Annotated in this window: 10 protein-coding genes; 6 read left to right on the forward strand and 4 right to left on the reverse strand. The window is 60.1% G+C overall.

All coding sequences use genetic code 11. From position 1 onward, the window contains the following. Positions 1 to 12 precede the first annotated feature (12 nt). The 4 genes from cysW to ACSQ2W_RS15595 all read right to left on the reverse strand — a co-directional run bounded on the left by cysW (position 13) and on the right by ACSQ2W_RS15595 (position 3419). Complete coding sequence (gene cysW, locus ACSQ2W_RS15580; RefSeq protein WP_436087065.1) at positions 13 to 903, reverse strand: sulfate ABC transporter permease subunit CysW; 891 nt, start codon at positions 901 to 903, stop codon at positions 13 to 15. Then, positions 893 to 1750 (reverse strand): sulfate ABC transporter permease subunit CysT, encoded by an 858-nt coding sequence (gene cysT / locus ACSQ2W_RS15585; protein WP_436087066.1) that lies wholly within the window; start codon positions 1748 to 1750, stop codon positions 893 to 895. Before cysT ends, cysW begins: the two co-directional genes overlap by 11 nt. 6 nt (positions 1751 to 1756) lie before the next feature. Next, positions 1757 to 2782 carry a sulfate ABC transporter substrate-binding protein gene (locus ACSQ2W_RS15590; RefSeq protein ID WP_436087067.1) on the reverse strand — a complete coding sequence of 342 codons (1026 nt, stop codon included), beginning with the start codon at positions 2780 to 2782 and terminating at the stop codon, positions 1757 to 1759. A 349-nt stretch (positions 2783 to 3131) separates the two neighbouring features. Beyond that, positions 3132 to 3419 carry a membrane lipoprotein lipid attachment site-containing protein gene (locus tag ACSQ2W_RS15595; RefSeq protein ID WP_436087068.1) on the reverse strand — a complete coding sequence of 96 codons (288 nt, stop codon included), beginning with the start codon at positions 3417 to 3419 and terminating at the stop codon, positions 3132 to 3134. Positions 3420 to 3922: 503 nt separating this feature from the next. Here ACSQ2W_RS15595 and ACSQ2W_RS15600 point away from each other — a divergent pair. The 6 genes from ACSQ2W_RS15600 (at position 3923) to ACSQ2W_RS15625 (ending at position 12900) form a co-directional block, all read left to right on the forward strand. Further along, on the forward strand, positions 3923 to 4483 hold the full coding sequence (locus tag ACSQ2W_RS15600) for a DUF924 family protein (protein ID WP_436087069.1): 561 nt from the start codon (positions 3923 to 3925) through the stop codon (positions 4481 to 4483). 186 nt (positions 4484 to 4669) lie between these two features. Further along, positions 4670 to 7159, forward strand: a complete 2490-nt coding sequence (locus ACSQ2W_RS15605) for a mechanosensitive ion channel domain-containing protein (RefSeq protein WP_436087804.1) — start codon at positions 4670 to 4672, stop codon at positions 7157 to 7159. A gap of 167 nt (positions 7160 to 7326) precedes the next feature. Then, a complete protein-coding gene (locus ACSQ2W_RS15610; protein ID WP_436087070.1) occupies positions 7327 to 9888 on the forward strand; it encodes a GcvT family protein in 2562 nt (853 codons plus the stop codon). Positions 9889 to 10150: 262 nt separating this feature from the next. After that, positions 10151 to 10414, forward strand: coding sequence for a hypothetical protein (locus tag ACSQ2W_RS15615; protein ID WP_436087071.1), 264 nt, complete (start codon positions 10151 to 10153; stop codon positions 10412 to 10414). Between the two features lie 103 nt (positions 10415 to 10517). Beyond that, on the forward strand, positions 10518 to 11351 hold the full coding sequence (locus ACSQ2W_RS15620) for a response regulator (RefSeq protein ID WP_436087072.1): 834 nt from the start codon (positions 10518 to 10520) through the stop codon (positions 11349 to 11351). Between the two features lie 262 nt (positions 11352 to 11613). Further along, positions 11614 to 12900, forward strand: coding sequence for a GGDEF domain-containing response regulator (locus ACSQ2W_RS15625; RefSeq protein ID WP_436087073.1), 1287 nt, complete (start codon positions 11614 to 11616; stop codon positions 12898 to 12900). The last annotated feature ends 27 nt before the right edge of the window (positions 12901 to 12927 follow it).

A 12927-nucleotide genomic window follows, 5' to 3' on the forward strand; every position in this document is an offset into this window, starting at 1 on the left:
AAACTTGACCTTTCAGTGCCGGCGGCTGGCAGCGATCTGGGCACTGTATTTCATTTCGAGCAGCGACTTCAGAACGAGGGTGACGAGAGCGAGCAGGGCGAGAAGCGTTGCGACCGCGAAGGCGGCAACGAAATTATATTCATTGTAGAGGATTTCCACCTGGAGCGGCATGGTGTTCGTCAGGCCGCGGATATGACCGGAGACGACGGAGACCGCGCCGAACTCGCCCATGGCGCGGGCGTTGCACAACAGGACGCCGTAGAGCAGGCCCCATTTGATGTTGGGCAATGTCACATGCCAGAAGGTCTGCCAGCCGCTAGCGCCCAGGGACAGTGCCGCTTCCTCGTCGCTTGTTCCCTGTTCCTGCATCAGCGGGATGAGTTCGCGCGCGACGAACGGGAAAGTGACGAAGACGGTGGCGAGAACGATGCCGGGCACGGCAAACAGGATCCGGATGCCATGGGCCTGCAGCCAGGGGCCGAGCAGGCTGTGGGAGCCGAACAGGAGCACGAAGACCAGACCGGATATCACCGGCGAAACCGAGAAAGGCAGGTCTATCAGCGTGGTGAGGAACGCCTTGCCCTTGAATTCGAACTTGGCGATTGCCCAGGCGGCGGCGATGCCGAAAACCAGATTGAGCGGCACGGCGATGCCAGCGACGAGCAGTGTCAGCTTGATCGCCGCAAAGGTTTCCGGATCTGACAAAACGGTGAGGAACTCGCCAGGACCGTTGCGCATGGCTTCGGTGAATACCGCCGCCAGCGGCAGGACGAGGAAGAGGGCGACGAAGGTGAGCGCCGCAGCGATCAGTCCGTAGCGCGCCATCCTGTGTTCGGATGTGGCGATCCGCACCAGCTCGGTGTTTCCGGTACCACCGCCGGGCGTAACAGTATCATGCGCCATAGCCGTACCTCCTTCTGCTCCAGGCCTGAATCGTGTTGATGATCAACAGCATGGCGAAGGAAATGGCAAGCATGACGGCGGCGATCGCCGTTGCGGCCGGATAAGCGAACTCCTCCAGACGGATGACGATCAAAAGGGGCGCGATTTCCGACACGTAAGGAAGGTTGCCGGCAATGAAGATGACGGAACCATATTCGCCCACACCGCGGGCGAAGGCCAGCGCGAAACCGGTGAGAACCGCGGGAGAGAGCCCCGGCAACAGCACGCGTCGAATCGTCTGGAGACGGTTGGCACCGAGCGTTGCCGCCGCTTCCTCCACTTCCTTGTCGATTTCCTCCATGATCGGCTGCACGGTCCGGACGACGAAGGGCAGGCCGACGAAGACGAGCGCGAAGACGATGCCGAGCGGGGTGAAGGCGACCTTGATGCCGAGCGGCGTCAAGAGGCTGCCGATCCAGCCGTTCGGTGCGTAGAGCGTCGTCAGCGCGATGCCGGCGACGGCCGTCGGCAGCGCGAACGGAAGGTCGACCATGGCATCGATGACGCGCTTGCCGGGGAACCGATAGCGCACGAGGACCCAGGCGAGGATGACGCCGAAGACGACATTGATCAGCGCGGCAAGAAAGGCCGTGCCGAAGCTGATGCGAAGCGCGTTGACCGTGCGCTGGTCGGTGGCCAGTTCCCAGAAGGTTGCCCAGCCCAAGGCGCTGGAGCGCCAGACGAGGCCGGAGAGAGGAATGAGAATGATGAGAGTGAGCCATGACAAAGTAACGCCGAGCGCCAATCCGAATCCCGGAATGACGCTCGGCTGTCTGATTTGCCACAGCGAAGCTGTGCGTGTGCTCATAAAGTCTTATTGTCCTGGCTTGTAGATCTGGTCAAAGAGCCCACCGTCCCCAAAATATTTTGGCTGAGCTTCCTTCCATCCGCCGAATTCGTCAATAGTCACGAGCTTAACATCGGCAAAACGTTTGATGTCCTCCGGGTCGGCGGCCTCCGGTTTGAAGGGGCGATAGTAGTGTTTTGCCGCGATCTTCTGGCCGACGTCCGAATAGAGATACTGCAGATAGGCCTCCGCTACCTTGCGGGTTCCCTTGGCATCGACGTTACCATCGACCAGCGCGACCGGCGGTTCAGCCTTGATCGAGATGGACGGTGTGACGATATCGAAGTTATCCGGGCCGAGTTCCTCGAGCGAGAGATAGGCTTCGTTCTCCCAGGCAAGCAGAACGTCGCCGAGACCGCGCTGCACGAAGGTGGTCGTCGCACCGCGGGCACCGGTGTCGAGCACGGGAACATGCTTGAAGAGCTGGCCGACATATTCCTGCGCCTTGGCATCGTCGCCGCCATTGGCCGCGCGCGCCCATGCCCAGGCGGCCAGGAAGTTCCAGCGGGCACCGCCCGAGGTCTTCGGGTTCGGCGTGATCACCTGGATGTCATCCTTCACCAGGTCGCCCCAGTCCTTGATGCCCTTGGGATTGCCCTTGCGCACCAGGAACACGATGGTTGAGGTATAAGGAGCGCTGTTGTTTTCGAGTTTCGTCTTCCAGTCCGCCGGAATCTTGCCGGTTCCCTTGGCGATGGCGTCGATGTCGGCCTCGAGCGCCAATGTCACGACGTCGGCTTCCAGCCCGTCGATGACGGCACGCGCCTGTTTGCCGGAGCCGCCGTGCGATGCCTGGATCGTCACCGTTTCTCCCGTATCCGCCTTCCACTTTTCAGCGAAGGCTGCGTTGAAATCCTTGTAGAGTTCGCGCGTCGGGTCATAGGAGACATTGAGGAGCGTCGTATCGGCAAATGCGAAACCAAGCCCGCCGATCTGGATGCTGCTGGCGAGAATCGCCATCGTAAAAAAATTCGTGAGTCGTTTCGCTCGCATGTCTACCTCCGTTGTTAGCAGGCATACTCTATTCATTAAGTGGGATATTATAACGCAGAACTTTTCCTTTCCCGGATCACAGGGAGAAAGTCCTGCCCTTGGCATGGGCCAATGCCGAAATCATTTGCTTCAAGCCACCTCAGGCTCCTTGGCCGTTGCTGGGAGGCTACCACATCGCAGCGCCTTCCGGAACGTCAATCCTCGGCAAAGCCGCTAAAACCATGTTTTGCTGGCGACATGCTTGAGCGACGCGGTCGACTATAATGCCATAGATCGCCTCGATCCGTTCACCCGGGGCAGGGGCAGGGCGCGCAAAGCGGTGATCTGAGCATCCCTCGTCCGGAACGTCCTACAATCGGCCGCCCGGGTTCAGCGTGAACTCCAGGGATCTGCGTCTTGCAATAAGCTTGAGCGAGCGATCGGGTTGTATCTGGTAGGTCTCGCTCCAGCCGTTTCCGGCAGGGTCGAGGAAGGTGTGACTGAACGTGCTGCCGATCGGCGATTTGGTCAACTTGGTTCGGGGCTGGCCGCCATAGGTGATGCTGCCCGCTATCGGCTGAAGTTCGCTGTTGGATTGAGTTTGTGCGCAGGACGTCACGAGCAGAGCGGCAAAGGCCGCAATGATTATCTTTTTCATCGCAGAATTCCCCCTGGGGATATTTTGATCCCCTGCTTCTGCGGACATAGTGTTTGCGCGGATATATTCCAACCCTCAGAGGCTGGCTTGGAGGCGCGAAGACGTGATGGAAAAGATCGCCGACATCGTCGCCTTCGCCCGTATACGTCCAGCGCTGGAGATGGATACGGTTTTCGGTAACCGCGATCGCCACCAGCCAGAAAATCGGAAAATCCAACCGCGATTACGACGAGATCGACGCGATGACCAATGCGCGTGACGATGCGATGCGCCGCGGCAACGCTGAAGTTGCATGCGAAACCGGCAGGCAGCAGTATCGGCCGGGCGGGAATGCCTTGCCGGGCCTGCTGCGCAAGAGATAAGCTTTCCCAAAGCCGCGCGGACTTCCAGGCGCGGAATCCTGACCTCGAAGCGCGCCATGGAAAGCGAGAACACGTTTCTATGTCCGTCCAGCGGCGATAGCGGCGCTTTGCGGTTCCGAACGGATGACGAAGGAGGCGATCATGGCGGATGCCGCCGGCATATGTTTACCGGGCGAAATTCTGTCGTTCTGGTTTGATGAACTGCGTCCCGAACATTGGTTCAATCCCCCTCCGGGGCTGGACCAGCAATGCGACCGGCGGTTCCGCACGACGCATCTGGCGCTTTCGAGGGGTGTTGAAGCCGAATGGCGGGAGACGCCGGAGACCCGGCTTGCTGCCGTGATCGTCCTCGACCAGATGCCGCGCAACATGTACCGGGCCTCGCCGATGGCTTTTGCGACAGACGGTCTGGCGCTGAGGGAAGCAAGCCTTGCGCTGGACGCGGGTGTCGATCAGGAGATGTCGGTCGATCAGCGCGCCTTCCTCTACCTACCGTTCACGCATTCGGAAAATCTCGTCGATCAGGCGCGTGGCGTGAAGCTCTTTACCGAGCTTGGCGATGCCGAATACCTCAATTTTGCCATCCGCCACTGCGAGATCATCCGGAAATTCGGCCGGTTCCCGCATCGCAACGCGATTCTGGGTCGCGTCTCGACGGCAGCGGAGATCGACTTCCTGTCGCAACCGGGTTCTCGGTTCTGATGCGCGCGAAGGATCAACTGCTCCGCAACGCCAAAATCGGATTTTGCATCTGGCGGCGCCCCGGCCTATGCAACGCCGACCCGTCCGAGCCGCGCTTCGATTCTGTTTTGCAGTGCCGGCCGCCGGAAAAGGAAAATGTGATTGCCGATGATGTCGAAACTCTTTGCCACCCTTCTGTCCTTGTGGATGGTTGCAGCCCCCGCGCTCGTCATGGCGCAGCAACCGGCCGCGAATGTCATTCCGCAGCAGGCTGAGGAGGTAGCGAGCCCACAGGCGCAGCCTGGCGAGCAACTTGAGACGGCCCGCAAGAACCTGGCGCGGCTGGCAGAGCTTGTGTCAAAGGAGAAAGATAACGATAGCCGCCTTGCCGAACTCAAGGTCGAGGTCGATGCGACGGCCAAGCAGATTATAGCGACCTCGGTCGCCACCCGGCCGCGTCTGGATGAACTCAAGGCGCGATTGACGGAATTGGGGGATCCGCCCGGCGACGGCGCGCCGCCAGAGGCCGAAGTCGTGGCGCAGGAACGCAAGCGCCTTCTCGCCGAGCGGGGCGAGATCAACGCGCTGACGGGCACCGCTGAAGATCTGTCGATCCAGGCAACGAAACTGTCGAACAGCATCACGGCGACGCGGCGTGCTCTGTTCAGCAATACGCTGCTCAAGCACACCGATATCAACCGGACCATGGTGATGGATGCGATCGCCGCTATCAACCTGGAACGCCAGACATTTATGCGCACGGTCGGCAGCTGGCTGACCTTCGCGTGGAACTTCAAGCGTTTGCAATTGCTTTCGGCTCTGTTCCTGTCGCTCTGTGCGGCACTCGTTCTGCTTGCAGGCACGCGCCGGTTGTTTTCTCCGTTCATCCACCGCGAGGTCCGGAGCGAAGAGCCGGGCTACATCACCCGCCTGTCGGTGGCATTCTGGTCAACGATGATACCGACTATGGCGATGGCGGCCTTTGCCACGACGAGTTACTTTTTCCTGCAGAATTTCAATGTGCTGCGGCCCGACATTGCGCCGATCGTTTCGGTCACCTTGGCGGTTTGTGTCGCCTTGCTGTTTGTCTCGACCTTGTCGAACGCCGTTCTTGCGCCCCGACAGAGCGGCTGGCGCCTTGTGCGCGTTTCCGATCGCGGTGCGCGTTTGCTGGTTTGGTCGATCTTCGCCATGACGGTTGTCAATGGTCTCGATTATCTGGCCGGCACGATCAGCGAGGTGATGGGATCGCCGATCGTTCTCACTGTCGTCAAAAGCCTGATCGCGTCGATCATCATCGGCCTGATCCTGATGGCCATGTCGTTGATCAAGCCGATCGTTCCGGCCGGCAAAACGCTGGATAGTCAAGGCACGCCCTGGCCGCGCGCCGTTTGGTTGCTGTTCGTTTTGACCGGCGCTGCGCTCATCATTGCCGCGCTGTCGGGGTACGTTGGTCTTGCCCGGTTCGTTGCAACGCAGATCGTCATGACCGGTGCGATCCTGGTGACGATGTATATCGGCATCCTGACGGGCAAGGCCGTCGCCAAGCAGAACGCGCTCGCCGACACGATCGTTGGCCGCTATCTCGAAAAGCGTTTCCGGATGGAGCAGATCGCTCTCGATCAGGCGGGACTGGTTGCCGGTCTCGGCATCTATGCGCTGGTTATTCTGTTCTTCATCCCGCTCTTCCTTTTGCAGTGGGGCTTCCAGATCGCCGACATCCAGGCATGGGCGTACCGTATTTTCACGGAAATCAAGATCGGAGGCATCACCATTTCCATTACCGGCATTCTTGCCGGGATATTGCTTTTTGCCGCGGTTTATGTCGTCACCCGCTGGTTCCAGCGCTGGCTCGACGGCAGTGTCATGGCCCGCAGCCGCGTCGATCCGGGCGTTCGCAATTCGGTGAAGACCGGGGTCGGCTATCTCGGCTTGGGGCTCGCCGGCCTGATGGCGATTTCGGCGGCAGGGCTCGACCTTTCGAACCTGGCGCTGGTTGCCGGTGCGCTTTCCCTCGGCGTCGGTTTCGGTCTGCAGAACATCGTTTCCAACTTCGTTTCCGGGCTCATTCTGCTGGTCGAACGGCCGTTCAAGGTCGGGGACTGGGTGGTGACGGGCACGACGGAAGGGTTTGTGCGGCGCATCTCCGTTCGCGCGACTGAGATCGAGACGTTCCAGCGCCAGACGATCATGGTGCCGAACTCCCTGTTCATCAACGCTTCCGTCGGTAACTGGACGCATCGCAACAGGCTCGGCCGGTCGGATATTCCAGTGACGGTCAGCTACGATGCTGTGCCCCGGCAGGTGATGGATACGCTGCTGCAGATTGCAGGCGCCCATCCGCTGGTATTGAAGAACCCCGAGCCGCAGGCCGTATTCACGACTTTCGGCGAAACGACCATGACCTTCGAAGTGCGCGTTTATCTGGCCGATATCGTCAATGGCAACAGCGTGCGCAACGATCTCAGGCTGGCGATTTACGAGCGTTTCCGGGAAGAGGGGCTGGGGGCGCCGTTTCCCAGGGATGAACTCGAACCGGAGGAGCCAATGCCCGAGCTGGCGCTGGACACGCCGGCGCAACAGACCGCGCCCGCAGAAGGCGTTGAGAAACCGGTCGTCGACGAGCCGGTCAAGCGCAGCGGCACGCAGCGGCGGCCCCGCAGGGTCAGCGTCGAGGCGGTGGGCGACAGGGATTGAGAGCCCGGCGATCAACCACCAGCGTCTCATCCCAGTTACCAACTGGTCCCCATCCGTGGACTGCGCGGCTCTGGTCGTGCAGCATGATGATTATGTCGTAGACAGGCTCTACTCCTCCAGGGCCAAGCCCTAAAGTCCGCTTCCAGTATTCAATCAGGGTCCAAGCAATGGCAGAATTTCCTCAAAAGGCGAAGGTCGTAATTATCGGGCTGGGCGGTATCGTCGGCGCATCAATCGCTCATCACCTGATCGAGCGGGGATGGGACGACATCGTCGGCATCGACAAGTCCGGCATTCCGACCGACATCGGCTCGACCGCGCACGCTTCCGACTTCTGCTATACGACAAGCCACGACTATCTCTCGGTCTGGACGACGCAGTATTCGATCGATTTCTACGAGAAAATGGGTCACTACGCCCGCATCGGCGGCCTTGAAGTCGCGCGTACCGGCGATGAAACCTGGATGGAAGAGATCAAGCGCAAGGTGTCTTCCGCCAAGGCCTTCGGCACCCGCGCCCATTATGTTTCGCCTGCCGAGATCAAGGAAAGGTTCCCGCTGATCGAGGAAGATCAGGTTATGGGCGGCCTGTTCGATCCCGACGCCGGCCTCGTCGTTCCGCGCTCGCAGACGGTTGCCGGCAAGCTGGTCGATGCTGCCGAGAAGTCGGGCAAGCTTCAGATGTTCGGCAATACGCCGGCCCAGTCGCTGATCGTCGAAAATGGCCGCATCAAGGGCGTCGTCACCCATCGCGGCACGATCATGGCCGATCACGTGATCGTCTGTGCTGGGCTTTGGGGTCGGCTGATCGCCGAGATGGTTGGCGAGGACCTGCCGGTCATGCCGGTCGATCACCCGCTGACCTTCTTCGGTCCGTATAACGAGTTCGAAGGTACCGGCAAGGAAATCGGCTATCCGCTGCTGCGTGACCAGGGCAATTCCGCCTATATGCGCGACACCGGCGACCCGAAGACCACCGAAGGCGGTCAGATCGAATGGGGTTACTACGAGAAGGACAATCCGCGCATGTGCCATCCGCGCGAATTGCTCGAGAAGCACGAGGCGCGCCTGTCGCCCTCGCAGCGCGACCTCGATATGGAGCAGATCATCGAGCCCCTCGAGCGCGCCATGGAACTCACCCCGATCCTCGGAGAACTCGGCTATAACGAAGGCCACTCCTTCAACGGCCTGCTGCAGGTCTCCGCCGCCGGCGGCCCGTCCTGCGGCGAGAGCCAGAAGGTACGCGGCCTCTGGTACTGCGTTGCCATCTGGGTCAAGGACGGCCCGGGCTACGGCAAGCTGATCGCCGACTGGTTGACGGATGGCCGCACCGAGATTGATCATAACAGCATCGACTATGCACGCTTCTATCCGCACCAACTGACGGAAGAGTTCATCGCCAACCGCTGCTACGAGGCTGCCCAGAAGATCTACTTCCCGGCCGTGCATACCCGCGAACCCTATGCCTCCAGCCGTGGCGTCAAGCGCTCGCCCTTCCACGAGCGCGAGAAGGAACTCGGCGGCTACTTCATGGAGCTCGGCGGCTGGGAGCGCGCGCACGGCTACGCCGCCAACGAGCACCTGCTGGAGAAGTACGGCGACCGCGTGCCGGTGCGCGAGAACGAATGGGACAACCGCCATTTCTGGCGTGTCTCCAATGCCGAGCATCTGGCGATGAGCGAGGATTGCGGCATCGTCAACCTCTCGCATTTCCACATGGTGGACATCGAGGGACCCGATCATGTCGAGCTGCTGGAATGGCTGTGCGCTGCCAAGATCGGCGGCGACAACAATATCGGCAAGGGCATCTACACCCACTTCCTCGATGATGAGGGCATGGTCCGCGCCGACTTCACCGTCATCCGCATGGCCGACCGCTGCCGCCTGATCAACGGCGCCGATGCCGGCCCGCGCGATTTCCACTATATGCGCCGCGTCGCCGAAGACCGGGGCCTTGACGTCACCATCACCGATGTGACCGAGAAGTTCATCACCATCGGCATCTGGGGCCCGAATGCCCGCGAGACGCTGAGACAAGTCGTCGCTGATCCGGCCGGTCTTGATCCGGAAAACTTCGCCTTCGCCGCCATCAAGCAGATCGAGATCGGCGGCAAGCCGGTCACCGCTTTCCGCATCTCCTATGTCGGCGAGCAGGGCTGGGAACTGCATATGAAATACGAGGATGGCCTCGCCGTATGGGACGCGCTGCGCTCCACCGGCGTCATGGCCTTCGGTGTCGAAACCTATGCCAATTCGCGCCGCATGGAAAAGAGCCTGCGCCTGCAGAACGCCGACCTCATCACCCAGTACAACCTCATCGAGTGCGACCTTGCGCGCCCGAAGGTCAAGGAAGCCGATTTCCGCGGCAAGGCCAAGCATTTGGAATACAAGGCCCGCGATCATCAGCCGGCCATGCTCTGCACGCTGGTGATGAGCGACAATGTCGATGCCAAGGGCGTGGCCCGCTATCCGGTTGGCTCGATGCCGGTCATGGACCCCGCGTCCGGCGAGACGCTGGTCGACGAACTCGGCCGCCGCTCCTACACGACCTCGGTCGCCTATGGCCCGACGATCGGCAAGAACATCGCGCTTGCCTATCTGCCTTGGGCCTATTGCCAGGAGGGGCGCAAGCTCAATGTCGAGTATTTCGGTGAGACCTTCCCGGTTGAGGTGGCAGGTGTCGGCTACAAGCCGCTCTACGATCCGCAGAACCTGAAGCCGCGGAGCTGATCTTCCCAGACGGTTCGATAGACCATCTGCCAACGATCTTGGCGCGCCTGCCCGAAACCGAGCAGGCGCGCTTTTTCATGGCTGCGTAGCCCAAGCCACGCGGCCATTCAGCCTCTATTCAGCCGACCCGCAATATTTATCATGCAATTCTTCCGGCGTGAGTTACGTTGAAGTCGGGCTGAAGGGGTGTCTCGTCTCGTCCGGGTACGTCGCCTGGAACCGCAAGACGCCAAGAGGGGCGGCGCTGGGGCGCTGATGGGCAATGAAAACATTCGTAAGTGCATGTGTTCTGACTGTACTCACAGCTCTGCCGGCGTGGTCCGCCACCGTGACCAACACGGACGGTGAGGCTGCCGTGCTTGTTGTCGTTGAAGGCGAAAGCCGTATGGAAGTGGCAATCAGTGCCGGCGGCACGGAATCGATCTGCCCCAGCGGCTGTTTCATCACGACGCCGAGCGGCGACCGCATTGGCCTGCAGGGCGATGAAACCATCGAGATCGTCAACGGTTCGGCGGTCGTGAAATAATACCATCGACGATCCCTGGTATATTTCAGCAAGCGATTAACGACTGCGAAAACCTTTCTGCGTAGCTTGGGCCTAGGGGACAATCTTTTCAGATAGGCGATCTATGTCATTTTTCGGTGTGTCCGGAATGTACTATTCCGGTGAATCCTTGCAGCAGCATCGCATTGTGCTTGCAGAGGACTCCAATCTCTTCTCCGCCATGGTTTCCAAGCGGCTGAAGGAACTTTTCGACATCGACGTGATCGTGTGCCGTGACTATGAAGAACTGCAGTTTTCCGTCGAAAACGCCTCCTTTCCGGCAACGCTTGCCATTTCCAATATCAATCTCCCTGGTGCCGAGAACGGCGAGGCTTTGTCCTACCTCATCGACATGAGCGTACCGACGGTCGTCTTCACCGGCACCTTCAAGGAAAGCACGCGCGAGACGATCCTCGCCCAGGACATTGTCGACTACGTCATCAAGGACAGCGTTTTTGCCGTCGACATGCTGGCCGAATCCGTCTGCCGGTTCCTGACGAACCACCGGCACCACGTGCTGATCGTCGATGACAGCCCGACGGCGCGCGCGCTGCTGACGACGCAGTTGAAGCGCTACAATTTCCGCACGAGCTCCGCCGAAAGTGGCGCTGCGGCACTGGAACTGCTGAAGAAGCATCCCGACATCGGCCTGGTCATCACCGATTACAACATGCCCGATATCGACGGTTTTGAGCTGACGCGCCGCATCCGCGCGGCCTATGGGCCACATCAATTGCGGATCATCGGCGTTTCGTCCTCGGACAACCGGCTCCTGTCGGCACGGTTCCTGAAGGCGGGCGGCAACGATTTCATGCTGCGCCCGTTCGTCAACGAGGAGTTCTACTGCCGCGTCAACCAAAACCTCGACACCTTGACGAAAATCCAGACTTCGGGTGCAAAAATTGCCCGTAAGGCCTGAGATCGGGCACTGAGCGGTAACATTTTCCCGTACGCGGGTGGTCATTTTTGCCGTAAGGCATGAGCAATTAACGAATTTGCAATCACAAGTGGATTTGATGGCGTGACGGGACGAGGATGGGAAGCGGCGTCAGTCCGCTCACAAAATCCATTATCGTGAAAATGTTATCTGAGAGCCAGCGTTCAGCAATAGCGGCGCCTGCGGCTCATATGGGACTGGCAGGAACGTGGGCTTTCGCAAAGTGTCGGGGCTGGGAAACAGCGTGCAGAAGCATTCGGGCCGGCGAATGCTCCTCGTCGAGGATTCCCGCATGTTCTCGACGGTGCTCAAATACGCACTGGAAACCATCCACGGTCTCTCCGTCACCCATTGCTCGTCGCTTTCGGCTCTTCGCAGTGCTGTGGACGATGGCTATGGCGAATTTTCTCTCGCGGTCCTCGATCTCAATCTTCCCGATGCGCCGAATTGCGAGGCGTTGGACTATGTGATCTCCAGGAGCATCGCCGCGATCGTGTTTACCGGTTCGTTCAATGATGGCACTCGGGACACCGTCCTTAATCGAAATGTCGTGGATTGTGTCATCAAGAACCAGCCGGATTCCATCGGTCACCTCATTTCGGTCGTTGATCGGGCGCTGACCAATGGGCGCACCCATGTTCTTTTGGCCGATTCCGAGGAGGCCTCGCGCGCCGAGCTTCTGGCGCTTCTGCGGCAGCAGCAATTCAACGTGACCGAGGCCGGCAGCGGCGCCGAGGCTCTGCGCCTGCTCGACGCCCGCGACGACATCGACATGGTGCTGTGCGATATCGCGCTCTGCGACATGACGGCCTACGGCCTGCTCGGTGAAATTCGTCAGCGACATCACGAGGATGCCGTCAGCGTCGTCGCTGCCTCCGACGATCGCGCCCACGCCGCCAAGTTCCTGCAGAGCGGCGGCACGGAGTTCATTCAGAAGCCCCTTTTCGTTGAGGAGTTCAACGGCCGCCTGTTTCAGGTCGCAAACATCCAGAAGCGCATCCAGGCCCTGCACCGCCTTGCCGCTCGCGACTATCTGACCGACATCTACAACCGCCGCTACTTTTTCCAGTACGGTCCAAGAATGGTCGATCAATGCCTGCGGCGAGGCGGGACGACCTCGATCGCCATCCTCGACATCGATCATTTCAAGCGGTTGAACGACACCTATGGCCACGAGGTTGGTGATCTTGTGCTCAAGGCGGTGGCAAGACGCCTTCGCGCGCTGGTTGGAGACGAGCACCTGCTCGCCCGCCTCGGTGGCGAGGAGTTCGGCATCCTTTTCAACGAACTCGACGTCTCCGCTGCCCATGATTTCTGCGAGACCGTGCGCCTTGATATCGCGGGAGCCAAGGTGATAGCCGATGACGAGGAATTATCGATCACGATATCGATCGGGCTTGCCACGATCGAGGGGCCGGAAACCTTCGACAACTACCTGCACGCCGCCGACCAGTTCCTTTACATGGCTAAATATGACGGCCGTAACCGGATCGTTTCCGAACGGACCGTTCTCAAGGCCATGGTGTCCTGAACTGCGGCTGGTTTCGCCGTCATGTCT

Origin of the sequence: Pararhizobium sp. LjRoot255 (assembly GCF_964252905.1) — a bacterium.
Lineage (GTDB): Bacteria > Pseudomonadota > Alphaproteobacteria > Rhizobiales > Rhizobiaceae > Pararhizobium.